The organism is Flagellimonas sp. ABD4_174, from assembly GCF_056160185.1.
In genome coordinates this window covers 1,660,073-1,684,999 of sequence record NZ_JBSWWP010000001.1, presented here as the reverse complement: position 1 = coordinate 1,684,999, position 24,927 = coordinate 1,660,073, and the positions used below count along the sequence as shown (strand labels likewise).

Below are 24,927 nucleotides of genomic sequence, written 5' to 3'. Positions count from 1 at the left end.
AAAAATGAACAAGACAGTAAATATAAATCTAGCAAATACGCTCTTCCACATAGATGACGATGCGTATAACAAGCTGAGACGGTATCTGGAGTCCATAAGGAGGTCTTTCTCAGGTACCAAGGGAAGCGACGAGATCATTGCCGATATCGAGGCAAGGATTGCCGAACTCTTCTTGGAGAAAATGGAGAACGAGCGGCAGGTGATCACCCATAAAGAAGTAGACCAGGTAATCGAAGTAATGGGGCAGCCCGAAGATTATATGGTGGACGAGGATATTTTTGAGGACGAACCCAAAAAATCCTATGCTCAGCCAACGGCCCGAGCCAAAAAATTGTACCGCGACATCGACCACAAGTATATTGGTGGTGTATGCGCCGGTCTGGAACATTATCTGGGCATCGACTCCTTGTGGGTACGGTTAATTTTTATCCTTTTGGCCATTTTCACCAGCGGATTCGGTTTGATCGCCTATATCCTACTATGGATTTTAGTGCCCGAAGCAGCTACCACCTCCCAAAAATTGGATATGCGGGGAGAGCCCATCAACATCAGCAATATAGAACGCAAAGTAAAAGAGGGGTTTGATGATGTTGCAGAAAAAGTAAAAAACGTTGACTACGATAAAGTAGGAAACAAGGTCAAGAGCAGCTCCAAGACCTTTTTTGATACCATCGGGGACATTATCCTATTCCTATTTAAAATATTCGGCAAATTTATTGGCATCCTATTGATCATTATTGGCGCATCTACGCTGGTCGGCCTCTTCTTTGGCCTGTTCACCGTAGGCATGTTCGATGCGATACATGTACCGGGGATAGATTTTTATGAAATAGTGAACACCTCCGGAGCCCCTGTTTGGTTGGTATCCATCCTGTTGTTCTTTGCCGTGGGCATACCCTTCTTCTTCCTACTATATCTAGGCCTGAAGATTTTGGTGAACAACCTTAAATCCATCGGGAATATCGCCAAGTTCGCTCTATTGGGACTGTGGCTGATATCGGTGGGCACATTGATCGTATTTGGCATTCGCCAAGCCGCCGAGTTCTCCTATACAGGGAGTGTAAACGACAAAAAGGAGTTGGCCATGCAGGTTCCCACGGACACTCTGATCATTAAAATGAAGGATAGCGACACGGATTACAGTCGCGATGAAATTCATTTTGGAAGAATGACTTTTGGATATGATGAAAACGACAACCGAATCCTTATGTCCGATGAAATAGATATCAAGATCAAGAAATCCGATACGGATTCCATCAGCATCAATGTGAGAAAAGATGCCGATGGGAGTTCCACCTTGGCGGCCAGGGACCGCGCCAAAAATATTGCTTTTGGCTACACGTTGAAGGGCAATACCATAATCCTGGACAAATACTTGACCACCGATACATCCAACAAGGCCCGAAATCAAGAAGTGACCATAACCATTTATGTGCCGGAGACCAAAACCGTGTATTTTGATGAAACCACAAATCGATATATTGGTCGAGGTATTAAAAATGACCAAGGTTACTACCGAACCGGCTTGGTGGAGCATTATTGGACCATGGACGAAGATGGAGAATTAAAATGCCTGGATTGTCCAGAATTGGATGACGATGAGGAGGATGGCAATGGAAAGATCATTATTAATGAAGATGGCATCGATATCGACATTAAGGATAACCAAGATTCCTTTGAAATGAAAATCAACGAGGACGGAATAAAAGTTAAAGCGAAAGAAAAAAAGTAACAATTGGGTACCTTAAATCGTCAATTGGGTAACTCAAAGTTTAAAATACATACAATAAAAGGGACATTTACACTGAATTTATTCAGATTGAAGAAACGTATAATCAAAATCAATCAATACTAAAAACAACAATCATGACAACATTAGCAAGATTAGCAATCGCCGTTCTCCTATCCCTCTTTGCATCCTCATGCATGATGGATATGAACTTTGGCAACGGAAAAACCGGTAATGGAGAAATCGTTGAGGAAACCCGCGATGTTACCGAAAATTTTGACGTAGTTTCAGCATCGGAAGGCATCGATGTATTTGTAACACAAGGTTCGGATTTTAAAATTAACGTAGAAGCCGATGAAAACATTATTGACCTTATCGGAACCGACATCAAAGAGGGAAGGTTAAAAATCCATGCCATTGAAAACATTGGTAGGGCCACCAAAAAAGTTTATGTGACCTTGCCGGAAATCACTGCCCTTGAGAGCTCCAGTGGTGCCGATCTTATCGGCCAAAATGTGATCAAGGCCGAAAACATTGAGCTGGATTCGAGCAGTGGTGCCGATCTGCATGTAGAAGTAGTGGCAGGTGAAGTATCCGCCGATGCCAGTAGTGGCGCCGATATTAAAGTATCTGGACAAGCAGATGCCTTGTTCGCAGATGCCAGTAGCGGTTCGGACATCAAAGCTCAGGATTTAATGGTAAAAAGGTGCAACGCAGACGCCAGTAGCGGTGCTGATATCTCTGTGAACGTTTCAGAGTCCCTTGTGGCCGATGCCAGCAGTGGTGCGGACATTAAATATACTGGAGATGCAAGTGTGCAGACCAAAAAATCCGTTTCAGGGAGCGTAAGAAAATATTGATCCATTTTCCCTTTTAATTTGTTGAAGGCCCGCTGATTTTTCAGTGGGCTTTTGTCTTTAATATCTCTGCTCGAAAACCTATCTTAGCAAATCGCTAAAATATGATATTCCCATGCAGATAACCCTAAAAAAATACATTCTTCCTCTGGCCCATACTTTTACCATTTCCAGAGAATCGAGGGATGAACAGGACACCTTGATCGTTGGACTGACCCTAAATGGAAAAACTGGCTACGGTGAGGCCACTTCCAATCCATACTATAAAATAACCATAGAAGGGATGATGGAAGAAATAGAGGCCGTAAGAGACCAAATCGAAGCATACGATTTTGATACGCCCGAGAATTTCTATGAGCATTTGGAATCTTTAAACCTTCATAAATTCACGCTTTGCGCTTTGGATTTGGCCGCAAACGATCTGTACGGTAAATTAAAGGACAAGCCTCTATATCAAATCTGGGGCACCACCACCGATCAATATCCCATTACCAATTATACCATCGGAATAGATACCATCGAAAAAATGGTGGCCAAACTCCAAGAAAAACCATGGCCGCTTTATAAAATAAAGTTGGGCACCAACGAAGATGTGGAAATTATTCGCGAGCTGCGCAAACATACGGACAGTGTATTCAGAATTGATGCCAATACCGCATGGACCGCAGAAGAGACCATTAAAAATGCCCCTTTGTTAAAGGAACTTGGCGTGGAGTTTTTGGAACAGCCCTTAAAAGCCGATGATTGGGAAGGAATGGCATTGGTAAAGAAAAAATCGGTTTTACCTGTTATCGCAGATGAAAGCTGTATTGTGGAAACAGATGTGGAAGCATGTGGACCTTATTTTCATGGAATCAATATTAAACTGACCAAATGTGGTGGACTTACCCCTGCTAGAAGAATGATCAAAAAAGGTAGGGAACTTGGACTCCAACTAATGGTGGGCTGTATGACGGAATCTACAGTAGGTATTTCCGCCATTGCCCAATTATTGCCGCAACTGGATTATGTGGATATGGATGGCGCCATGTTGTTACGGGAAGATATAGCAACTGGAGTAACCATATTAAACGACGGAAAAGTAATTTTCCCAGAGTTGCCAGGAAGTGGGATACAACTTTTATAATGGCTCATTCGATACCAAGCATACCGGACAGGCAAATTTCCATTAACGGTTTGCCCTATATATATTTTGGGGGCACCTCTTATCTGGGAGTACAAAACCACCTTCCTTTTAAAGAGGTTTATCTACAGAACATCGTTAAATATGGAATGCACTACGGGGCCTCGAGAAAATCGAATGTCTCCCTCGATGTATACCGAAAAATCGAAGACCATTTGGCCAATTGGGTCGGCAGCGATAACTGTTTGACCATGTCCTCAGGGTATTTGGCGGCCCAATTGGTAGTACAGACCCATTTGGAAAAAGGTCACACGGTTATTGCCGCCCCTAATGCCCATGCCGCACTTTGTACCCATGGCGTACTGAAAACCGAAAATTTTAGCCAATTGGAGCAACTGGCAGGAAAAACGGTCATAGAAAGTCCCTTGCCCCCGGTAGTTCTTTTTGATACTATTGATTTTATGGGTTACCAATATCCCGGGTTTGGTCGTTTATCCAACCTTCCTTTGGACAAGCTTATTTTGGTTGGCGACGATTCGCACGGAATCGGTGTGGTCGGCCATCAAGGAAATGGATGTTACCATACACTCAAAACTTTTAATCCCTTTAATTTGATGGTTTGTTCTTCCTTGGGCAAGGCCCTGGGCATACAAGCGGGCGCCGTTTTTGGGAACAAGGACGATATCAAAACCCTACAATCTACGGCATTTTATGGTGGGGCAAGTCCGGCATCGCCCGCATTTATGGGCACCTTGCTAGATGCACAAGACATTTATGCCGAACGTATGGATAAACTCAATAAAAACTACGATCATTTTAAATCCCTGGTTCGCGATATCTCTTTTTTTATGCACATGGACGGTCATCCTACTTTTGAGTTTCAAGATGAAAAATTAGCTGCGGCATTGACACAAGATCGATTTGTTTTTACCAACTTCCGTTATCCGGATGATAATGGCCCTCTGATCAGCCGTATTGTATTAAGTGCCTACCATACCGCTGAAGATGTGGAAACCTTGGCAAAAAGCCTTAATTCATATATCGGTTGATATCTATTTCTATTTAATTGATTATTTTACCAATACCAATAAACCTTATAAAATTGTAATATGAAGCTGACGTCCCCATTAAAAAATGGTCTATTCCTCTTTGCGCTGATCACCTTAATTTTTGTTGCATGCAAAACGGAAAATAGCACGGAACCGAGCAAAACCGACGAAATAATTTTATCTGTTCGAGAAATGTACGCTCCCGATAAACGTGTAGCCTTGTTCGATATTGAGTCCAAGGAAAATGCCAGCGGTTATACCCTGGTCGGAAAAACCAATATGCCAGATGCGCTAAATGCTCTTCGGCAAAAGTTGGATTCGCTACAGATTTCTTATACCGATAGTATCCGAACACTTCCTGCCGAGGATTTGGAAGGTAAAATATATGGTACCATTTCACTTTCCGTAGCGAATATCCGTTCCAAACCATCGCATTCTGCAGAAATGGTCACACAGGCCACTTTGGGAATGCCATTAAAAGTTTATCAAAAAGATAGAAATTGGTACTTGATCCAAACTCCCGATAAATATTTGGGATGGGTAGATAGTGGTGGCGTAGAATTAATGGACAAAACCCTATTTGAAGCATGGCAGAGCTCAGAAAAAATAATCTACACCAAAATATATGGGCATGCTTATTCCAATGCCAATGAATCCTCGGAGGTTGTATCGGATTTGGTTGCAGGAAATATTTTGAGCTTGGTTGCCGACACTGGCACTTTTTATGAAATAAAATACCCCGACGGCCGAATGGCTTTTGTGAAAAAATCCGACGCCTCTCCCTACCAAGATTGGAAATCCTCCTTGGAGCCAACACAGGAATCCTTGGTGGCAACTTCCAAAACCATGCTCGGCGTGCCCTATTTATGGGGCGGTACCTCAATAAAAGGGGTAGACTGTAGTGGCTTTACAAAGACAATTTATTTTATGAACGGTATGATCATCCCTCGCGATGCTTCTCAACAAATCCATGAAGGGATGTTGGTTGATGACACTAAGGATTTTGATCAACTATTACCGGGCGATCTGCTATTTTTTGGCAAGAAAGCTACAGAAACAAGCCCAGAACGTGTTATCCACGTAGGTATGTGGCTTGGCAACAATGAATTTATTCATTCGGCGGGGAATGTACATATTAGCAGTGTGGATAAAAATTCCGAGAATTTTGATGAGTACAATTACAACCGTTATTTAAGGTCCAAACGAATCCTTAACCAAAAGGATGATGGTCTTTTGTATTTATCGGAAGAAGACGTTTTTTGATTAAAAAAACTCACTCGAATCAAAAAGGCCATCCGATCGGATGGCCTTTTTAGTTCATAGGGTTATGCTACTACTTTATTCGTCCCACCAAACTGGAACAACAGGATCAACCTGATTTGCCAAAACATTGGCCTCGTTTCTGTTCAACTCGGTCGCAGGGTAGTTGGCACGTCTGAACCATTGTCCACTAAATTCTGCATCGGAAGTTTCTTCTTCACTTCTGATCTCCAATCCAGTAAACACATCATCGGAAAAATCATATCTCCTGTAATCCACAAAAGTTTCTGGGTTTAGGAAATTATGTATGTATTTTTCTTTCATAATATGGTGCAAGCTCAACGCTGTTTCTCCAACATCAATTGCGCCGTCCGCCATATAATCCGTACCATCCACACCATACATATCCATACTGGCGGCAATACCGTTCATATATGCAGTATACGCTGTTGCATTGGACCCAACACTGGTTGTTGTACCACCATTGGCCAAAAATGCAGCCTCGGCCTTAATAAATTCAACTTCTGCGTAGGTAATCAGCATTAAAGGTGAATCGATACTGGTATAGAAACCATCTGTTCTAAATCTAGCGTTGGCATCCGTACCATCTGGAGCTACACCTGCACCTCCACTTACAAAACCTTTGTACTCCGCTTCATCCCCATTTTCGGCGAACAAAGGAAGTCTTGGGTCAATTTCAACAACTCCGCCCTCAAAAGGATAGTAATCCCCGTTCATGGAGCTCACTATCTGACTGGCAATATCGTTGCTCAAGTTTCCTGTACTCCGTGCCAAAATTTCGGCAGAATACCATGGGTTGATTCGCTGATCGTCATAATACATGGCAAAGTTATCCTCGTTGGAAGTGAATCCATTCTGCGCGGTTGCCAATACATCTGCAGCGGAAACAACTCCTTTGTTCACCAAATGTAATTGATAGCGCGCTTTTAGAGAATAGGCAGCTCTCAACCATTTATCAATATCGCCTCCATAGATCAGATCAGAAGATCCCAATACAAATCCAGAATCGTCTGCCCCATTTAATTTGGCAATGGCGCCATCCAATAGAGTAAATATCTCCGTGTAGATCGATTCTTGTGTATCAAAAGTAGGGAAGTTGTTATCTGGTCCTCCACTGGCATCGGAGTAAGGGATATTGTCCCATGTATCCGTGGCTATCCCAATATTGGCTGCGATCAAAATATCGGCCACAGCATCAATATGATTGGCTCCTGTTTCGGCGGCTTTAGCTTTAACCACTTGTAAATTTGGCAATACATAAAGGTAGACCTGGCTCCAAAGTCCGCTTGCCGATGTTTGTCCGGCAGCACCTCCTCCAGTTGAAACAAAGTTTTGAACGTAGTTCCCAAACGAAAGCTCGGCAGAACGCTGTCCTTCCATGGTACTGTGTATTACGGGCGCAATAAGATCCTGCATCCTCAATTGCTCCACAGTGGCCGTATTGGAGGGAGTGTTTACGTCGAAATAATCCTCACTACATGCTACAAAGGTTGTTGCGGCACATAGCAGAAAAGTTTTAATTATATTTATTTTTTTCATAGTTCCTTTTTTAAAATGCAATGTTCAATCCGAGTGAATAACTTTCGGCCAATGGTATGTTCAATCCTGTAAATCCATAAACATTGCTTCCCGCACTGTACTGGTTTCCTTCTGGATCGTAACCATCAAATGGTGTCCATAGCAAGATATTGTTCGCACTTGCGGACAAACTTACTTTATCCAAACTCAAACTTCTGGTCAGTTTGGAAGGAAAGTCGTAGGACAGGGCAATGTTCCTGATCTTTAACCATGATGCATCTTGTATCAGCACTTCCGAGGCACGGTTGTAAACACTGGAGTTACGGTAGTAATTCTGATCGATTAGGACTTCTGTAGTGTTTGGGCTTCCATTGGCAAGAACTCCGTCCAATACTACATTTACATCTCTTTGCAAGGTACTTTCCAAAAGACCGTTCCTAATGGAGTTTCTTCGTCCCGAATCGTAAAGATCTCCACCTTCTTTCCATTCCAATAGGAAATTAAGGCCGATTCCTTTATACTTTAAGTTACTTCCGATAGAGGCTATAAAATCTGGGAATGCATTACCTACAATAACTCTTTCATCGAGATTTATGGTCGGTAAACCATTTTCCCCGATCAATCTTTCACCGTTTACATATTCCCATTTGTAACCATATAGATTACCCATTTTATCACCAGCTCTTACCTCCGAGGTTACTCCGGCAAATCCAGAGTCCGCAAAAATAATGGCTTCAATATCTTCAGGTATTTCCAAAACCTCCCCCTCGCTGGTAGACCAGTTCAAGATCAATTCCCATCTTAAATCCTGATTTCTTATAACATCGGCACTCAACAAAAATTCGTGTCCAAAAACTTTATAATCACCGGCATTTCTGGTAATTCCGGACAATCCAGAAGAATAGGCCGTTCCAACTGTAAAAATCTGATCTTTAACACGCGTGTTGTAATAGGCATAATCCAATCGAATGCGATTATCCAAGAATCTAAGATCGGCACCAAACTCTGTTGATTGGTTTTTTTCGGGCTGTATATTGGTATCTCCCAATAGTGTGCTTCTGCGATACCCCCCTACTCCACCGAACGGGAAATCACCATCGACAACGAAATATTGTCCAACATCGCCAAAGCCAGGTCCTTTACCTACCTCGGCCCAAGATGCTCTTAGTTTACCAAAGGTAAAGATATCGTTCTCACCAAAGAGGTCGGTAACATCGTACGCCAAACTCACGGATGGATAAAAGAACGATCTATTTTCTTTAGGTAAAGTAGAAATCCAGTCGTTTCTTCCTGTTAGCGTCAAGAACAATTTATCCTTGTAACCGAATTTTGCTTCACCAAAAACCCCTACTGTACGATTTTGCACTATGGTTTTGTTGATAAAGAAATTGGTCGTGTTTCCAATTTCGTTGACTCCGGGTACATTTAAGCCTTCCCCTCGAGCCTCCAGGTAAGTTCTTTTGGCATCTGAAATTTGATGACCAACAGTAAAGTCCGTTGTAAAGTCATCGGACCATTGCTTGTTCATTGCCACCAAAAAGTTGGATTCCAACCCTGTAAAGTTGATGTTTTGTTCTAAAATAAATCCCCCTACTTGTGAACCACCGTCCAAATCCGGACCAACGTAACGGTTTCTTGCATCGGAGTAGTTGTCTATCTGGGCGGCATACGTAATTCTCAACCAATCTTTTGGTGTCCAATTAAAGGTTGCGTTCCCTATCCAACGGTTTACATCATCTTCCAAATTACTGGTTTCCATCAAGTACCTTGGGTTATCAATGATACCAAAGGAGTAATCTCTTTCGCTCCCGTCGGGATTTACATAGTCGTTGATCGGGAATGTTCCTGAGTAATAGGAGAGTGCGCTCATTACGGATTTATCTCCTCCATTGGCCCTTCGTCCTCCTGAGTTGGTAAAAGCAACGGAACCATCCATAGTAAAGTTGTCCGTTATTTTATATCCTGCTTTTAACCTTAAGTTGGTCTTGTTATAGTCCGTATTGGGCAGAACACCCTTCTCGCTATTGTTCCCCATGGAGAAGTAGTAGTCCAAACGATCGTTGGCACCGCTCAAACTCAAATTCACCTGTGAGTTGAACCCTGTTTTAAAAATATCGTAAGGGCTATAAAATCTATCATTTGAAAGATCTACAATATTACCTTCTCCTAAATCAAAGGAGTCCAAAGAATATTCTGGTCCCCAGGAGTAAAAAGATGTGGCTTGTTGTACTCTATTGAATCCTGTATCGGAATCTGGATCGTACAATGTACGCGGAGCTCCATTAAAACCTTCGCGATACTTGGTCTGTAAGGTTGGCGTTGTTTTGATTTCCCTAAAGGTAGTAGATGCCGTTAAAGTAATCTTTGCCTTTCCTTGTTTTCCTTTTTTTGTTGTGATCACAATGGCACCGTTGGATGCCCTTACGCCATAAAGTGCCGTTGCTGCAGCTCCTTTAAGAATGTTGAAGCTTTCGATGTCCTCAGGGTTAAGGTCCATGGCACGGTTGGAAAATGCAAACTGCTCAGAACTGTTCGGTGAGTTGGATCCAGAACTAGGCCTTACCTCTCCAGAGAAGGTGTCGTTGTTCAATGCAAGACCATCCACAATAATCAGTGGCTGGTTACTTCTGTTTGGATTAATGGAGGTAACCCCACGTATCAAAATATCCACACCGCCCCCGGATGTACCAGAAGAACGGTTGATCTGGACACCGGCCACACGCCCCTGCAAACTTTCAATTGGGTTGGCTTGTCCTGCAAGGTTCAGATCTTCTGTGTCTACCTTGGAAACAGAGTACCCCAACGACTTCTGTTTCTGCTCTACACCAAATGCGGTTACAACGACCTCATCCAATTGTGTCGAATCTTCTTCCAAAACAACGTTGATCGTTGATTCAGAACCTACGGTAACTTCTTTTGACTTCATTCCTAAGTAGGAAAAACTTAGAACTTGTCCTCTCGTAGCATTAATGGTATAATTACCATCAAAATCTGTGGTGGCTCCAATACTTGTGCCGCTTACGACTATGGTAACCCCAGGCAACGGAGTACCCGACACGTCGGATACGGTACCTGATATGGTTTGACCAAAGGCCGCAACACAAGAAAACACCGCAATAAATGTTAAATAAATGTTCCTCATTACTTTTTTTTGTGTTAATTTTCCTGAAAATTGTTCAAAATTTTTTACATATCAAACATTTTAACTGAAAAATGTTGGATTTTTTAATATTTAGCCATTTCAATTCCTTTTTTATTGACCAAACCCCGTCTTTTCTAAGAAGAATTCATCTTCTTTAGAGTTCTTTAAGAACTTTTTTTGAATCCTTGGTAGTCCGTACTCACCTGAAAGTGTTCCTTTTTTATGAAATAAACCCCAGTTTTCTCATTATTTATCGCTATCTTTTAAAGACTAGATATCAGCAACTTAAAAAAGGAAGGGCTTTATGAGAAAATCAGTTTTATTATTTACACTGATCGTAGTTTTCCTTGTTGTGGGAAGCTTTACGGATCGTTATTCCAATGCTCTAAGCATTGAAGGAACTTGGGAATTGGAGAGTTTTTATAATTATGATGGAGAAAATGTTTTGGATACCATTGAGAAATCGGATGGTTATAGACAGGTTAAAATGTACTCCAAAGAAAAAATTATGTGGACCAGATATGTACCAGAAGACCCGAACGGCAGGTTCGGTTATGGCTCGTACAAAGTTTCGGACGGCTCCTTAATTGAGGTAATCGAATACGGGGACGATGAAATGATGAAAGCATTGGATACCATGCGCAACTTCACCTTTGAACTTATCCTAAAGGAGGATTCGTTTAGTCAGATAACGGTGGATGAGGAAGGTAACCGAACTTTTTCCGAAAATTACAAGCGGATTGATTGAGTTGCAATCAACAAAAAAGGCACCGAAGTTTCGGTGCCTTTTTCTTTTTTCCAATTTGAGTAGTTTTTATGATACAATCATTTCTTTGCTCTCAACGGCAGCCAAATAACGTTCTGCGTCCAAGGCGGCCATGCATCCTGTACCTGCGGCAGTAACCGCCTGTCTGTATATTTTATCTTGAGCATCCCCACTGGCAAAAACACCGGGCTTGTTTGTTTTTGTGGATTTGGGTTGCGTAATAATATAGCCCGTCTCATCCATGTCCAACTGCCCTTTGAACACATCGGTATTTGGTTTATGTCCAATAGCTATGAACAGACCCGTTACAGGGATTTCTTCTTTTTCTCCGGTTTGGTTGTTCACTACCCTTACCCCTTCTACGACTTGATCGCCCAATACCTCATCTATTTCGGTATTGTACCTTATTTCAATATTATCAATACTATTGACCCTATGCTGCATCGCTTTTGATGCCCTCATGTGGTCTTTTCGGACCAGCATGGTTACTTTTGTACATATATTGGCCAAATAAGAAGCCTCTTCTGCGGCGGTATCCCCTGCTCCAACAATGGCCACATCTTGTCCTTTATAAAAAAAGCCGTCGCAGACAGCACATGCGGAGACTCCTCCTCCTCTTAATCGCTGCTCGCTGGGCAAATTCAAATATTTGGCAGATGCACCTGTGGAAATAATCACGGTTTCTGCTTCCAATTGGGTGGAATCATCGACGGTAATTTTATGAATACCCCCTATCTCGTCACTAAATTCTACGGCAGTAACCATTCCTATTCTTACTTCTGTACCAAATCTTTCAGCTTGTTGCTGTAATTGCATCATCATTGCTGGTCCATCGATTCCTTCCGGATATCCTGGAAAATTGTCAACTTCGGTAGTCGTGGTCAATTGTCCACCAGGCTCCATACCTGTATATAAAACTGGTTTTAAATCTGCCCTTGAGGCATATATGGCCGCGGTATAACCAGCCGGTCCTGATCCAATAATCAATGTTTTGATTCTTTCTACTTGTTCTGACATAAAAAACTTCCTCTAATGTTATGATACAAAAGTAGGTTTTTTGTTCAAAACCTTACTTTATCGTAATATTACGTTTAAGTAAAAGTTGTTAACAATTGTGAATGAACATTTTTCCAAAGAGATTATAGGAAAAGAAAAAAAGGAGCCTTTTTCAAGACTCCTTAACACAAAAAAAAGTAGGTCAAATTTATGGGAACATAATATTTGATCTAAAACCGTTACAACCAAGGGGCTCAACCTCAAAAACCCCTTGGAGCAACGTAAACCTTATAAGAAATAAGACATTAGGTAAAGAACACTAAGTACCCTATAATCACCCCAATCCTATTAAAGGTTTAATCTTAAAGCATATTGCTTTTTGATTGCTGAGACAAACATAGTACAGTCCTTTAAATGTTGAGCGGTATAATTAACCAATGGGTCGTTTGCGTTAACGGATGCCCATTTTCAATTTATATTTGGGTTTTGAGAGCTTAGCGTAGGAAAATATGTGTAAAAAACACAAAATATTGGTTTTCAATACTTTAATTGTGAAATGAATTTCAACCGTTGTATTTTAACTTTTTCTCTATGGTTTCGATCATTACATTGGCTATGTCCTTGCCGGTTGTATTCTCTATTCCCTGAAGTCCCGGTGATGAGTTCACTTCTAAAAGCAAAGGACCTTTATTTGATCGGATTAAATCTACCCCTGCCACATCCAAATTAAATACTTTGGCAGATTTTATGGCCAACTTTCTTTCTTCTGGTGTGATCTTCACTTTTGCGGCGGCGCCTCCTTGGTGAATATTGGCCCTAAACTCGCCTTTTTGAGCTGTTCTCTGCATGGATGCCACTACTTTGCCATTGACTACAAAGCAACGAATGTCGTGACCGTTCGCTTCCTTTATAAATTCCTGGACCAAAATATTGGTCTGAACGCTTTTAAAGGCATTGATCACACTTTCTGCCGCTTTGTTGGTCTCGGCCAGTACTACGCCCTTTCCTTGGGTACTTTCCAAAAGCTTAATGATCAAAGGGGCTCCGTTTACCATTCGGATCAAATCTTTGGTATCCATCGGGGACTTGGCAAAGCCTGTTGTAGGAATATGGATGTCGTTTTTCGAAAACAATTGTGAGGCGAAAAGCTTGTCCCGGGACCGTCCAATGGAATCGGCGGAATTTAAGCAATAAACTCCCAAGGTATCGAACTGCCTTAACAGCGCACAACCATAAAAGGTTACTGCGGGTTTTATTCTGGGAATCACGGCATCGAACTTATCCAATATGTTCCCGCCCCGATATCGAATTTCCGGCGTTGCCGCATCCAATTTCATATAAACGTGCTCCACATTCAGAAAAACCACTTTGTGGCCTCGCATTTCTCCTGCCTCAATAATTCTTTTATTACTGTACAGGTTCGGATTACTGGCCAAAAGGCCTAAACGCAGTCCCTTTTTCTCCGTAATAAAGGGTTGGTATTTTTTTTCGATTTCTTCATCTGTATAATCGCCCTGGATAAAACTTTTGGACGGATCTACCAGGTATCTCTCGTTGATAGCTTCCCTACCAAGGAGCATGCGGTACTCCATTGTATCCCGATTGGCCAAGGTAAGTTCTATATCGAACACATTGCCGGCAATGTTCACTGCTGTTTTAATTACCGGCCTTTCCTCTGCAATTCCCTGTGAACTCTTTACCGTGCGCACATCGACCAATTTGGCCTGACACAAGATGGCTATGCTCCTATTATCCTGAACGGGGTTCACCTCAAAGCGGACCCATTCCTCAAATCCTTTGTTGAATATTTTAATTTTACTGGCCTGAATGGATGATGTCTTTGCTCCGGAATCTACTCTGGCTTTTACGGCCGGAATTCTTAAATCGTCAAACTGGCACCATTCCTCGGTTCCCAATATTTTAAAATCGCTCAAAACAACTATGTATTTAACTAATTAATCGCATTATAAAAAGGTCCACTACTTCGACCAAAATCAGAATAATTATGATCCACTCGAGCCTACTGCTTTCTCTATGGTCCATAATATTCATGAACAAACTGAGGTTTTCCTTGATCACATTGCCTTGTTCCTTTATATTTCGATACCGTTCCTTAAGGTCAAAAATCTGCTTTAATCCTTTGTCCAATCGATCGAGTTCCAAATCTTCCCAAACTACTTCGTGAGAATCAAATATATATAGGTTCTCGGAGATCTGGTTGTTTATGTTCAAGACTTTTGCAATGTGCCTCTTTAATTTTCTTCCCCCAATGTCCAATTTTCCTTTTTGTTCCAGATATGTGGTGTGTTGACGGGTCTCTTTCATGGCCTGTTCCGATAGCCCCGCATAAAAGTCCAATGCAACGGACTGGGACAAGTGCAACAATGCCAAACGAATACCTTCCTGATTGGTGCTGGGCAATATTACTTTATCCTGATGGATCGTGGCTTTTTCCTTATCGGCTAAAAGCTCCAAATCCATGGTCTCGGTAATATCGGACTGTCTCCATTCTTCACAGAAAGGTTTTATTTCCATTAACAATTGTGATATTTCTGCTTCGGAATAACCGAAAAAGGAAACTACACCATACCTGAAAATATAAAGGTAACGTGATGCATCGGAATAAAAAAGTTCATCCCGGTCGCCATAGACCAATTCTTTTCCCAAAGCCTGGTTCCTACAAGCTGGAATATGGATGCTTGTGGCCAGATGCAAAGCGATTGCTTTTGATTCCATCTTTATATAGAATTATAAAACATCTGGCAATTATTCTTCTTCGGTGCTTTCGAGCTCATCGGCACCAAGATTTGTATCCTCCGCGTCGTCGTTGTCCGAATCATCGAACTCTTCCATTGCCATTACCAATCGCTTGCTCACCTTGATCAGGTAGGCCGTGTCCTCGGTCCTAACCTCAACACATTCCACCACTTCGTTATTAGCGTTGCGGTAGGTTACAATATCGTCATCGTCATAACCATCGGGGAACTTTTCCACTAGGAGGTTGAGCATATTGTTGTCCAACTTTTTAAAATCGACGATCACTCTTTTTAAGACGGTTGTTTGTCCTTTTTTCATGATTACATATCTAACAGGTAGGCGAAAATCAGCGGTGCCACAATGGTCGCATCGGATTCCACGATAAACTTGGGCGTGTTTATATCCAACTTGCCCCAGGTAATCTTCTCGTTGGGCACGGCCCCTGAATATGAGCCATAGCTGGTGGTGGAATCACTGATCTGACAGAAATAGCTCCAAAACGGGGTATCCGTTTGTTCCAGATCTTGATACAGCATTGGCACTACACATATTGGAAAATCTCCGGCGATTCCTCCCCCAATCTGAAAAAAGCCAATTCCCTTTTCAGAATTTTTGGAATACCAATCCGCTAAAAATGTCATGTACTCAATACCGGATTTTACCGTGCTGGCCTTGAGCTCGCCTTTGATTACGTAGCTGGCAAATATGTTTCCCATGGTACTGTCTTCCCAACCTGGAACCACTATTGGCAAGTTTTTTTGGGCAGCTGCGTACATCCACGAGTCCTTAATGTCTATTTCGTAGTACTGTTCCAACACTCCCGAAAGCAAAAGTTTGTACATGTACTCATGTGGAAAATAGCGCTCTCCTTTTTCGTCGGCCTCTTTCCAAATGTCATAAATATGTTTTTGCAACCTTCTAAACGCTTCTTCTTCCGGGATGCAGGTATCGGTAACCCTGTTCAATCCGTTCTCCAAAAGGTCCCATTCTTCCTGTGGGGTCAAATCCCTATAATTGGGTACTCTCTTGTAGTGGGAATGTGCCACCAGGTTCATTATATCTTCCTCGAGATTGGCCCCGGTACAGGATATAATATGAACCTTATCGGTACGGATCATTTCTGCAAATATCTTTCCTAGTTCTGCAGTGCTCATTGCTCCGGCCAAGGACACCAACATTTTGGAACCTTGGTTCAGTTGGTCCTCGTAGCCTTTTGCAGCATCTACAAGTGCGGCAGAGTTAAAATGCAAAAAATATTTTTGAATGAATTGTGATATTTCTCCTTTGTTATTCATCGTAATCTAAATTGTTTTTGGACATTTTGAAGTCTTCATCACTATCTTCAAAGTCTTCGTCCATGTATTCGTTGTTGTTTACAAATTTGTAGCTCAACATTTTATAGTAAAGCTTGGCGGCCAAGAAATCGGATGATCTATCCACCTCGTTTGGGCATAGTTCCACGATATCGAAACCTACCACATTCTTATCCTTAAACACCCTACGTAAAAAATCGAGGGTTTCGTACCAAAACAGTCCACCTGGTTCCGGTGTTCCGGTAGATGGCAATATGGATGGGTCGAAGGCATCTAGATCAAAAGTGATATACACATTGTCCGTCATCAGATCAAGGGCAGAATCCATCCAAAAGTCATCGGAGATCATTTCATGGGCAAAGAATACTTTGTCCCTATCCATTACCAGGGTTTCTGCATGGTCCATACTACGGATTCCCACTTGCAACAGATTGGTTGTTTCGTTGGCTTCATAAAGTGCACAAGCGTGGTTGTACTTAGTTCCTTCGTACTCTTTTCGTAAATCGGCGTGCGCATCGATTTGCAATACGGTAAGGTCTTCAAAACACTCGTTAAATGCACGAATGGCCCCTATGGAAATGGAATGTTCCCCACCTACCATGGTCACGAACTTATTACGGTTGATGTATTCCTTCACGGTCTTGTGAACTGCTTCGACCATGACATCAGGTGAATCAAATTCTCCCATGGGCTCTGCCAGATAGATCCCTTGTTTGTAAACCTCGCTATCAGTTTCAATATCGTAGATCTCCATATTTTCCGAGGCTTCCAAGAAGGCATCGGGACCTTTGTCCGCGCCTTTGCCCCAAGTACTGGTACCATCATACGGAACTGGTAACAATACTACTCTTGCCTTGTCCGGCGAGCCGTATTCCTTTGGAATACCAGCATATGTTTTTTCTGTTTTCATTTTATTAATTACTTCCTTTTCAGTTTTTTATGGATTCTTGCAATTCCTTGTCCTCCACATGTTCAGTGTCGGTTTTTTTGTCCCCATATCCAAGTATGGACAGAAACTCTCCTGCAGTCTGTTGTTCGGCAAATACACGTGTGTTTATGTTTCCATGTTCATCTTTATCTATAAGGATGTGTTTGGGAGTGGGAATCAAACAGTGTTGCAATCCGCCAAATCCACCTATGGTCTCTTGGTACGCTCCAGTATTAAAGAAACCAATGTACAAGGGTTTGTCCTTTTTGTATTTGGGCAAATAAATGGCGTTCATGTGCTGCTCCGAATTATAGTAATCATCACTATCACAAGTCAATCCCCCTAACAGCACGCGCTCATATTCCTCATTCCAACGATTAATCGATAGCAAAATAAACTTCTTGCTAATCGCCCAAGAATCCGGCATTGTGGTAATAAAAGATGAATTGATCATGTTCCATTTTTCACGATCGTTCTGTTGTTTTTGATACAGCACTTCGTAAATGTTACCTCCACTTTCGCCCACGGTAAAGCTTCCAAACTCGGTAAAGATATTAGGCACATCGACCCCGGCTTCCTCGCATGCTTGACCTATTTGATGAATGATCTCGTCCACCATATATTCATAATCATATTCGAACGCCAAAGAGTTTTTTATGGGGAAGCCCCCTCCAATATTTAAGCTATCCAACGTAGGACACACTTTTTTTAGGTTGATATATACCTTTAAACACTTTAAAAGCTCGTTCCAATAATAGGCGGTGTCCCGTATTCCCGTATTTATAAAGAAGTGCAGCATTTTAAGCTCTACCTGATCATTGGGTTTTATGGATTGATTGTAAAACGGAACTATGTTCTTATACCCAATTCCCAATCGAGATGTATAAAACTCAAATTTTGGCTCTTCTTCGGAGGCAATACGGATACCGATTTTGAACTTTCCATCAATAACCTCGCCCAACAGATTGATTTCCTCATAATTGTCAATAATCGGGATACAGTTCCTATGGCCATGGTTTATTAATCGGGCTATATTTTGTACATATTGGTCTCTTTTAAAACCATTACAGATCACATAGGTGTCTTTGGTGATTTTCCCTGTACTCTTCAAGTGCTCCACAATGTTGATATCAAAAGCGGAAGAGGTCTCGATATGGATATCGTTCTTTAGTGCTTCGTTCAGTACATGTTCGAAGTGCGAACTCTTGGTGCAATAACAATAGTGGTATTTTCCAGCATATTTATGTTTCTCAATAGCTGAATTGAACCATCCCTTTGCCCTTTGAATGTTATGTGAAATTTTGGGCAAGTAGGTAAACTTTAAAGGTGTACCGTAGCGTTGCGCCAAATCGTTCAGATCTATGCCATGGAATTGAAGTTTATTGTCTTTTAATTTAAATTCCTCTTGTGGGAAATCATAAGTCTGCTCGATCAGGTCGATGTATTTTGTTTTCATTTTGAATTTCGTAATAAAATGTAATTATTGATAGATAGAAAAGGTTCTGAAGTACAGGAGGTACTCAGATACGAAATTCAAAAACGGTATACGGTACAAAGTAGGGAGTCCGTGAAAAATCACGGTTAAAAAGATGTCGTTCTTCGAAAGTCAGCCCGTATATTCGGTGTCTTGATCTCAAGACGGCTTTTTGGGTAGACTTTCTTATCCCCAAAAGCCCGAACATGAAAAAAGTCTTCAAAGCTTATAGGCAATGCGTCCACATTGGGTGAACTCATTTTATGGGGCAAACATAATTAAAAATCCGATACGGCAAGGTTTTTTGAAAAAAAATTACACACCCTTAACATATTGAAAACAAACATGTTGGATTTTAATTTTAAAATTCTAAAAAGAAATAAATAAAAACTGACCAGTAAAAAACTTCTACTGGTCAGCTACTGAACATTTATTTTGAATCTATATCATCAGCCGACCAATGGCGGTTTATCATTAATAAAAGGTTGACTATAGAAACGTCTACCTGTTGCTTTGTACAATGCATTGGATAACGCAGCTATTACGGGAGGCAAGGATGGTTCTCCCAAGCCTGTTGGATCTATGCCGTTGTCCACAAAGTGTACCTCAATATTTTTTGGGGCTTCGGAATGGCGCATTAATCGGTAGGTATCAAAATTGGATTGCTCAGGTCTGCCGTTTTCAAATGTCAATGCACTATAGGTCGAATGTCCTATTCCATCGATCATACCGCCTTCGATTTGGTTTTTTGCTGCAATGGGATTTATCACAATTCCGCAATCAACGGCGCACCAAATATTCTCCACTCTTGGCATCTCACCACCTTCTTCCAATTCCAATACTTGTGCCACATAAGAGTTGTGACAGTAGTAAGCGGAGACTCCTCGGGCCTTTCCTGTATCGGTTCCCCAATTGGCTTTCTCTTTCACCAATTTTAGAACCCCTGCGTAACGCACTGGATCATAATCATTCTTCTCCGGATCACCTACTGGATTGTTTATTGCCCTATCAAATAGTTCCAATCGGAAATCCAATGGGTCTTTTCCTGCGGCTTCGGCCACCTCATCCATAAAAGCTTGTTCGGCTCCTGCAATAAAATTGGATCGTGGTGCTCTCCACGCCCCTGTGGTAACATTGGTCTGTAAGCTATGCTTTTCCGCCAAATAATTGTCCACGGCTCCTGCGGGGAAACGATTTTCAAAAATAAGATCATCGTTGGTACCTGCGCCACGTACATGCCAAGCTATCAGGTTTCCGTTTTCGTCCAATCCGGCTTTAAACCTTACTTTGTAAGATGGTCGGTACGTTCCTTGGGTCATATCGTCTTCCCGGGTATAGACCAATTTCACCGGTGCATTTAACCTTTGGGATATGGATGCTGCTTCTACAGCAAACGTACCGTACAACCGACGGCCGAATCCTCCGCCCATTCTGGTCATCATTACATCTATCTTTTCTACAGGCATACCCAATCGAGAAACCAATGTTTTCTCCAAGAACTCCGGGGTTTGTATTGGCCCGAGAAGTTCGGCTTTTTCTGGTGTTACGTGCGCAAAAAAGTTCATGGGCTCCATGGTATTATGCGCCAAGTAGGGTGCAGAATAGGTACTTTCCACAATTTTTGCCGCTTTTTTAAAGGCTGCTTCCACATCACCATCCTTTCTTGCAGGTACTTCTTGGGCCTTATTCAGCAATTTTGCGAGTTCGTCATTATGGTAAGCAGTGCTTTCCATGGGAGACACCTCTTCCCATTCTACTTTAAGTGCTTTTTTTGCCTGCATGCATTCCCAAGTGCTATTGCCAACTATGGCCACCAATTCGGGTATTGCACCGCCATCCGACCATTGTCTTTCAACATCTTCGGGGTAGGCTTCAAAATGAAACACTTCTTTGATCCCTGGCATGGACATTACCGATTCGGCATTCATACTTTTAAATTTCATGCCAAAGGCGGGCGGATGCACGATCATGGCCGTAAGCATACCTTCCCTATATGTATCCAGGCCGAAAAGAGGTTGGCCTGTAACTATTTTTTTGCCATCTACATTTTTCTTGTCCGTGCCGATAATGCTAAAGTCACCTGCATCTTTCAATGTAACTTCCTCCGGCACTTCTATACTTGTGGCCGCAGAGGCCATTTCTCCATATCCTGCTGAATTTCCGCTTCCCTCGTGGGTCAATACACCGTCTTTTGTGGTAATTTCATCTGCTGAAACGCCCCAAGCTTGCGCGGCAGCTTCTTTCAACATATGGCGAGCCGTAGCTCCGGCCATTCGCAAACTTTCCCATCCTTGTCGAATGGATTGACTGCCCCCGGCCAATTGTCTGGTAAAAATATCGGTATTTAAAGGTGCTTGTTCAACAATCACATCTTTCCATGCAACATCCAGCTCTTCGGCAATGATCATGGGCATGGATGTTTTTACGTTCTGACCTATTTCTGGGTTGGGCGACATTATGGTCACCATTCCATTGTCCCCTACTTTTAGGAAACCATTAAGATCGAACCACTCTTCTGGCAGGCTATTTACCTGCTCTGGAGTCATTTTACACGAAGCCAACCAGCTAAACCCTATCACAAGTCCGCCACCGGCCAATCCCGTATTTCGAATAAAGGCGCGTCGTCCTATTTTGGTCTTTACAAGTGTCATGATACTAGTTTAAGGGTTATGATTTAGCAGCCAACTTTACGGCTTTTTTGATTCTGGTATAGGTTCCACAACGACAAATATTTCCGTTCATGGCCATTTCTATTTCTTCATCCGTTGGGTTTGGATTCTTTTCCAAAAGTGCGGAAGCAGTCATTATTTGTCCTGCTTGACAGTACCCACATTGAGGCACATCCACCTCCAGCCAAGCTTTTTGCACTGGATGGTCACCTTCTTCCGATAAACCTTCGATGGTGGTGATTTCCGAATTGCCGACCATGGATACGGTTAGCATACAAGATCTGGTCGCAGTGCCGTCCATATGAACCGTACATGCGCCACATTGGGCTATACCACAGCCAAATTTAGTGCCGACCAAATTAAGGTGGTCCCTTAAAACCCAGAGAACGGGAGTGGACGGATCCACATCGACCTCTTGTTTTTTTCCGTTGATGTTTAGTGTAAATGATGCCATAATTGTGATTAATTCCTTTTGAAGGTAACTAATTTTAGGCACACAATGGGCGGCTCTAAGCTACATCCCCCTAAAAATTAACATTGTTTTTAGTTTTTTGGGGCTTACTTAAAATCAATACAAATAACAAAGGGGAACAACATAAGAAATGGAGGCAAAGGTTACCTTCCAGATGCGTTTAGTGTTCCAATTTTAGTCGAGTAAAAACGGGAAGGTGATCGGAAGGATACCGGGCATCGTCAGAATCACTTAAAATTGCGCTTTTAATGATCTTAAACTCGTCCGAGACAAAAATGTAATCGATCCTGCGTTCCACGGCTTTATCAATTCGAAATCCGTTAAAGGTGCCCTTGGGGCCGAAAGCATTTTTGCCGGCCTCCTCGAAACTGTCCTTCATTTCGGATAAAATTATCTGCACTCCCTTGCTGTTGCTTTCCAAGTTAAAGTCTCCGGTAACCACTACGGGGTAATTTTCCGGGTTCAGTTCTTTTATTTTTTTAAGGATAAGTTTGGAACTTTTTTCTCGTGCCTGATCGCCTTTATGGTCAAAATGTGTATTGAACACCATAAATCTGGCACTACTGTTCTTAATTTTAAAAGCGCCGTACGTGCATGTTCTGGGCAAAGCGGCATCCCAACCTTTGGAAGGGGTTTGGGGCGATGTGGAAAGCCAAAAGGTAGATTCATCTATCAATGTCACTGTTTTTGTATTGTAAAAAATGGCCGTGTGTTCACCACGTTCATCGCCAAAATCACGCCCTACACCAAAATAAGCATAGTCTTCCAATCCGCTATCGATTTCTTTTACCTGATGGATCAACCCTTCTTGTATACCAAACACATCGGGGCGGTAAAAGTTAAGCTGTGCGATGAGAAACTCTTTACGGTTATCCCAGTTGTTCGGGGCATCATCGGGGTTGTCGTAGCGAATGTTATACGAAATCACATCGATGGTCTGACTCGATACCATCAAACAAGAGAACAAGAAGGAAAATATAAAAAAGAAATTTTTCATTGGATGTAGTTCAATCGGTTTATCGCAATATACTTTCCTTTCCTGAATTAATATGGTATATCCCTATTACCAAATGATTAATACTATTTAGGGCCTTACATTACCTCGATGCTCCTAAATGTTAGATTGATTCGAGGCTTATGCACCTTTTTGGTGGGAGGCAAGCGATGTTGCCAGTATTTTTGTGTTGATCCTTTCATGACCAATAAGCTGCCATGATCCAACACAAGATCTACTTTTATTTTTGTGGACTTATGTTTAAAAACAAACTTTCTTTTGGCTCCAAAACTTAAAGAGGCTATTGCTCCATCGGGTTTAAGTTCTTTTTCGTCGTCGCTGTGCCAACCCATGCCCTCTTCCCCATTATGGTACAAGTTAAGCAAACAGGTATTATAGGTTTCTTTGGTATGCTTTTCGACAAGTTCCTTTAGTTCCAAAAGCCCCTTGGTCCATTGCAAGGCTTTTTTAGTGTTGTTGGAGTATGTATATTCAAATGGGCGACTACCATACCAAGCCACTTTCCGTTTGGTAACGATACGCTTTCCAAACAAGTGCACAATATCTGGTTCCCATGCTATGGATTCCCAAAGTTTTTGAAAATAATGGTCAGCTCGGTCAATTTCCATTACCGGGCCAAAATAATGTACAGTGCCATCATACGGCAGTAGATTAAAGTCGGGCGCTATTTGGTCTGTGAACAAATCCATAGTAATTAAACTCTGATCTATGTGGAGAGTCTTTTTTTACTTTTCTCCAATATTTCCAAAACGCGGTCCTTTAATGCCTCGGGCTCAATAATTTTTGCATAATCCCCGAACATTAGATACCAACGGGCAAATCCGTTGGCCATATCGCTCGTCATAAACGTCATTTCCACTCCGTTTATCTTTGTCTCTTCGGAAATTAGGCCGTAATGTTTGGTCTGTCCCTGAATGTATTTTGCCACGGTTTTGTCCACCAATATCTTTACTTTGGTTTTGGAAACTTCCTTCTTTTTGTCCTGATGTTCTGCAATGGTACCATGCTCCAACAAAAAATCCAACGTAGTTCTCGCTATTTTATGGATTCTATCTGTTCTAAAGTGCCGATAATCGGTTCGTAGATGGCAATAGCCCAAAATGTACCAAAATCCATTTTCGTTAAAAAGCCCAACAGGTTCTATTCTCCGTTCCGATGGCGTTTCCTCGCGCAACGATTCATACCTTAAGAACACTTGCTTGCGTTCTGCAATACTCTCGAACAATATTTCCAGGGCATTGGGTACTTGATCATTGAACAAAACTTGACCAGGGATAATGGAAACTTGGGATTCCAATGCCTCCACCCACTCTTTTTCCCTACCCCGTAGAATGGATTTTAACTTGAACATTGCGGATTCGTAATAGGCGCCCAAGGATTTATCCATGAATTGCTTCATTAATTTTTCTGCGGCCACAAAGCTTCCAGCTTCTTCACGGGTAAACATTATTGGTGGCAATCGATACCCTTCCATAATCGAATACCCCACTCCTGCCTCGCTGATAATGGGAACCCCGGAAGCTTCCAATGTTCTTATATCCCTATATATGGTCCTTAAGCTCACATCAAATCGTTCGGCAAGATCCTGCGCCTTTACAATTCGTTTGCTCTGCAGCTGTATCAATATGGCTACTATCCTATCAAAACGTTTTACGGTATCCATTCCCAAAATTGTGTGAGCTATCTCCCAAAGATAGGATTTCAATCCAAGGATGGATGGTCTCCTCCAGCTCATATTTATTCATTTGTTCTTTAATAATAAGTTTCAAAACTATCCAAAGGGACTGACAACAGTTTGTCAGCACACTTTTTTTATTTTGATTTTTACTACTGACATA

The 24,927-nt window shown here is 42.0% G+C and carries 20 protein-coding genes; 6 read left to right on the top strand and 14 right to left on the bottom strand.

Translation table 11 applies throughout. From position 1 onward, the window contains the following. Positions 1–4: 4 nt before the first annotated feature. From ACXAFK_RS07325 to ACXAFK_RS07305, 5 genes are all read left to right on the top strand, one after another. Entirely contained in the window at positions 5–1,732 is a 1,728-nt protein-coding gene (locus ACXAFK_RS07325; protein WP_375334337.1) for a PspC domain-containing protein, read from the top strand. A gap of 134 nt (positions 1,733–1,866) precedes the next feature. Next, a complete protein-coding gene (locus ACXAFK_RS07320; protein WP_252080028.1) occupies positions 1,867–2,589 on the top strand; it encodes a head GIN domain-containing protein in 723 nt (240 codons plus the stop codon). A gap of 112 nt (positions 2,590–2,701) precedes the next feature. Next, on the top strand, positions 2,702–3,712 hold the full coding sequence (locus ACXAFK_RS07315) for a dipeptide epimerase (RefSeq protein ID WP_474957300.1): 1,011 nt from the start codon (positions 2,702–2,704) through the stop codon (positions 3,710–3,712). Further along, a complete protein-coding gene (locus tag ACXAFK_RS07310; RefSeq protein WP_474957299.1) occupies positions 3,712–4,758 on the top strand; it encodes an aminotransferase class I/II-fold pyridoxal phosphate-dependent enzyme in 1,047 nt (348 codons plus the stop codon). Before ACXAFK_RS07315 ends, ACXAFK_RS07310 begins: the two co-directional genes overlap by 1 nt. 60 nt (positions 4,759–4,818) lie before the next feature. Beyond that, complete coding sequence (locus ACXAFK_RS07305) at positions 4,819–6,021, top strand: NlpC/P60 family protein (RefSeq protein WP_474957298.1); 1,203 nt, start codon at positions 4,819–4,821, stop codon at positions 6,019–6,021. Between the two features lie 75 nt (positions 6,022–6,096). Here the strand turns inward: ACXAFK_RS07305 and ACXAFK_RS07300 are convergent, their stop codons facing one another. Next, entirely contained in the window at positions 6,097–7,578 is a 1,482-nt protein-coding gene (locus tag ACXAFK_RS07300) for a SusD/RagB family nutrient-binding outer membrane lipoprotein (RefSeq protein WP_252080032.1), read from the bottom strand. A 10-nt stretch (positions 7,579–7,588) separates the two neighbouring features. After that, the gene (locus tag ACXAFK_RS07295; protein WP_224836561.1) at positions 7,589–10,699 is read right to left on the bottom strand and encodes a SusC/RagA family TonB-linked outer membrane protein; all 3,111 of its coding nucleotides are present in this window, start codon (positions 10,697–10,699) and stop codon (positions 7,589–7,591) included. 304 nt (positions 10,700–11,003) lie between these two features. Between ACXAFK_RS07295 and ACXAFK_RS07290 the strand changes: the two genes are divergently transcribed. Then, entirely contained in the window at positions 11,004–11,447 is a 444-nt protein-coding gene (locus ACXAFK_RS07290) for a hypothetical protein (RefSeq protein WP_293294816.1), read from the top strand. 66 nt (positions 11,448–11,513) lie between these two features. On the opposite strand, the gene trxB is transcribed toward ACXAFK_RS07290, so the two are convergent. The 12 genes from trxB to ACXAFK_RS07230 form a co-directional block, all read right to left on the bottom strand. Continuing rightward, the gene (gene trxB, locus ACXAFK_RS07285) at positions 11,514–12,482 is read right to left on the bottom strand and encodes a thioredoxin-disulfide reductase (RefSeq protein ID WP_338195766.1); all 969 of its coding nucleotides are present in this window, start codon (positions 12,480–12,482) and stop codon (positions 11,514–11,516) included. A gap of 542 nt (positions 12,483–13,024) precedes the next feature. Further along, on the bottom strand, positions 13,025–14,395 hold the full coding sequence (gene rimK, locus ACXAFK_RS07280; protein ID WP_224836558.1) for a 30S ribosomal protein S6--L-glutamate ligase: 1,371 nt from the start codon (positions 14,393–14,395) through the stop codon (positions 13,025–13,027). Positions 14,396–14,408: 13 nt separating this feature from the next. After that, positions 14,409–15,197, bottom strand: coding sequence for an RMD1 family protein (locus ACXAFK_RS07275; protein WP_474957297.1), 789 nt, complete (start codon positions 15,195–15,197; stop codon positions 14,409–14,411). 30 nt (positions 15,198–15,227) lie between these two features. Then, a complete protein-coding gene (locus tag ACXAFK_RS07270; protein WP_338195767.1) occupies positions 15,228–15,536 on the bottom strand; it encodes a hypothetical protein in 309 nt (102 codons plus the stop codon). Positions 15,537–15,538: 2 nt separating this feature from the next. Next, the gene (locus tag ACXAFK_RS07265; protein WP_474957296.1) at positions 15,539–16,513 is read right to left on the bottom strand and encodes a deoxyhypusine synthase family protein; all 975 of its coding nucleotides are present in this window, start codon (positions 16,511–16,513) and stop codon (positions 15,539–15,541) included. Further along, positions 16,506–17,441 carry an agmatinase gene (gene speB, locus ACXAFK_RS07260; protein ID WP_474957295.1) on the bottom strand — a complete coding sequence of 312 codons (936 nt, stop codon included), beginning with the start codon at positions 17,439–17,441 and terminating at the stop codon, positions 16,506–16,508. The genes ACXAFK_RS07265 and speB overlap by 8 nt, the downstream gene beginning before the upstream one ends. 19 nt (positions 17,442–17,460) lie before the next feature. Further along, the gene (locus ACXAFK_RS07255) at positions 17,461–18,915 is read right to left on the bottom strand and encodes an arginine decarboxylase (RefSeq protein WP_338195771.1); all 1,455 of its coding nucleotides are present in this window, start codon (positions 18,913–18,915) and stop codon (positions 17,461–17,463) included. Between the two features lie 467 nt (positions 18,916–19,382). Next, positions 19,383–21,584 carry a xanthine dehydrogenase family protein molybdopterin-binding subunit gene (locus ACXAFK_RS07250; protein WP_474957294.1) on the bottom strand — a complete coding sequence of 734 codons (2,202 nt, stop codon included), beginning with the start codon at positions 21,582–21,584 and terminating at the stop codon, positions 19,383–19,385. A 16-nt stretch (positions 21,585–21,600) separates the two neighbouring features. Then, positions 21,601–22,056, bottom strand: coding sequence for a (2Fe-2S)-binding protein (locus ACXAFK_RS07245; protein WP_224836551.1), 456 nt, complete (start codon positions 22,054–22,056; stop codon positions 21,601–21,603). A 178-nt stretch (positions 22,057–22,234) separates the two neighbouring features. Further along, positions 22,235–23,071 carry an endonuclease/exonuclease/phosphatase family protein gene (locus tag ACXAFK_RS07240; RefSeq protein ID WP_474957293.1) on the bottom strand — a complete coding sequence of 279 codons (837 nt, stop codon included), beginning with the start codon at positions 23,069–23,071 and terminating at the stop codon, positions 22,235–22,237. A gap of 95 nt (positions 23,072–23,166) precedes the next feature. Further along, the gene (locus tag ACXAFK_RS07235) at positions 23,167–23,778 is read right to left on the bottom strand and encodes an alpha-ketoglutarate-dependent dioxygenase AlkB family protein (RefSeq protein WP_474957292.1); all 612 of its coding nucleotides are present in this window, start codon (positions 23,776–23,778) and stop codon (positions 23,167–23,169) included. Between the two features lie 17 nt (positions 23,779–23,795). After that, entirely contained in the window at positions 23,796–24,752 is a 957-nt protein-coding gene (locus tag ACXAFK_RS07230) for a helix-turn-helix transcriptional regulator (protein ID WP_474958157.1), read from the bottom strand. Positions 24,753–24,927 lie beyond the last annotated feature (175 nt).

Bases quoted from the DNA above. Each gene is read 5' to 3' on its own strand.
- ACXAFK_RS07325 (WP_375334337.1), top strand. From the start codon at position 5: ATGAACAAGACAGTAAATATAAATCTAGCAAATACGCTCTTCCACATA.
- ACXAFK_RS07320 (WP_252080028.1), top strand. From the start codon at position 1,867: ATGACAACATTAGCAAGATTAGCAATCGCCGTTCTCCTATCCCTCTTT.
- ACXAFK_RS07315 (WP_474957300.1), top strand. From the start codon at position 2,702: ATGCAGATAACCCTAAAAAAATACATTCTTCCTCTGGCCCATACTTTT.
- ACXAFK_RS07310 (WP_474957299.1), top strand. From the start codon at position 3,712: ATGGCTCATTCGATACCAAGCATACCGGACAGGCAAATTTCCATTAAC.
- ACXAFK_RS07305 (WP_474957298.1), top strand. From the start codon at position 4,819: ATGAAGCTGACGTCCCCATTAAAAAATGGTCTATTCCTCTTTGCGCTG.
- ACXAFK_RS07300 (WP_252080032.1), bottom strand. From the start codon at position 7,578: ATGAAAAAAATAAATATAATTAAAACTTTTCTGCTATGTGCCGCAACA.
- ACXAFK_RS07295 (WP_224836561.1), bottom strand. From the start codon at position 10,699: ATGAGGAACATTTATTTAACATTTATTGCGGTGTTTTCTTGTGTTGCG.
- ACXAFK_RS07290 (WP_293294816.1), top strand. From the start codon at position 11,004: ATGAGAAAATCAGTTTTATTATTTACACTGATCGTAGTTTTCCTTGTT.
- trxB (WP_338195766.1), bottom strand. From the start codon at position 12,482: ATGTCAGAACAAGTAGAAAGAATCAAAACATTGATTATTGGATCAGGA.
- ACXAFK_RS07275 (WP_474957297.1), bottom strand. From the start codon at position 15,197: ATGGAATCAAAAGCAATCGCTTTGCATCTGGCCACAAGCATCCATATT.
- ACXAFK_RS07270 (WP_338195767.1), bottom strand. From the start codon at position 15,536: ATGAAAAAAGGACAAACAACCGTCTTAAAAAGAGTGATCGTCGATTTT.
- ACXAFK_RS07265 (WP_474957296.1), bottom strand. From the start codon at position 16,513: ATGAATAACAAAGGAGAAATATCACAATTCATTCAAAAATATTTTTTG.
- speB (WP_474957295.1), bottom strand. From the start codon at position 17,441: ATGAAAACAGAAAAAACATATGCTGGTATTCCAAAGGAATACGGCTCG.
- ACXAFK_RS07255 (WP_338195771.1), bottom strand. From the start codon at position 18,915: ATGAAAACAAAATACATCGACCTGATCGAGCAGACTTATGATTTCCCA.
- ACXAFK_RS07250 (WP_474957294.1), bottom strand. From the start codon at position 21,584: ATGACACTTGTAAAGACCAAAATAGGACGACGCGCCTTTATTCGAAAT.
- ACXAFK_RS07245 (WP_224836551.1), bottom strand. From the start codon at position 22,056: ATGGCATCATTTACACTAAACATCAACGGAAAAAAACAAGAGGTCGAT.
- ACXAFK_RS07240 (WP_474957293.1), bottom strand. From the start codon at position 23,071: ATGAAAAATTTCTTTTTTATATTTTCCTTCTTGTTCTCTTGTTTGATG.
- ACXAFK_RS07235 (WP_474957292.1), bottom strand. From the start codon at position 23,778: ATGGATTTGTTCACAGACCAAATAGCGCCCGACTTTAATCTACTGCCG.
- ACXAFK_RS07230 (WP_474958157.1), bottom strand. From the start codon at position 24,752: ATGGATACCGTAAAACGTTTTGATAGGATAGTAGCCATATTGATACAG.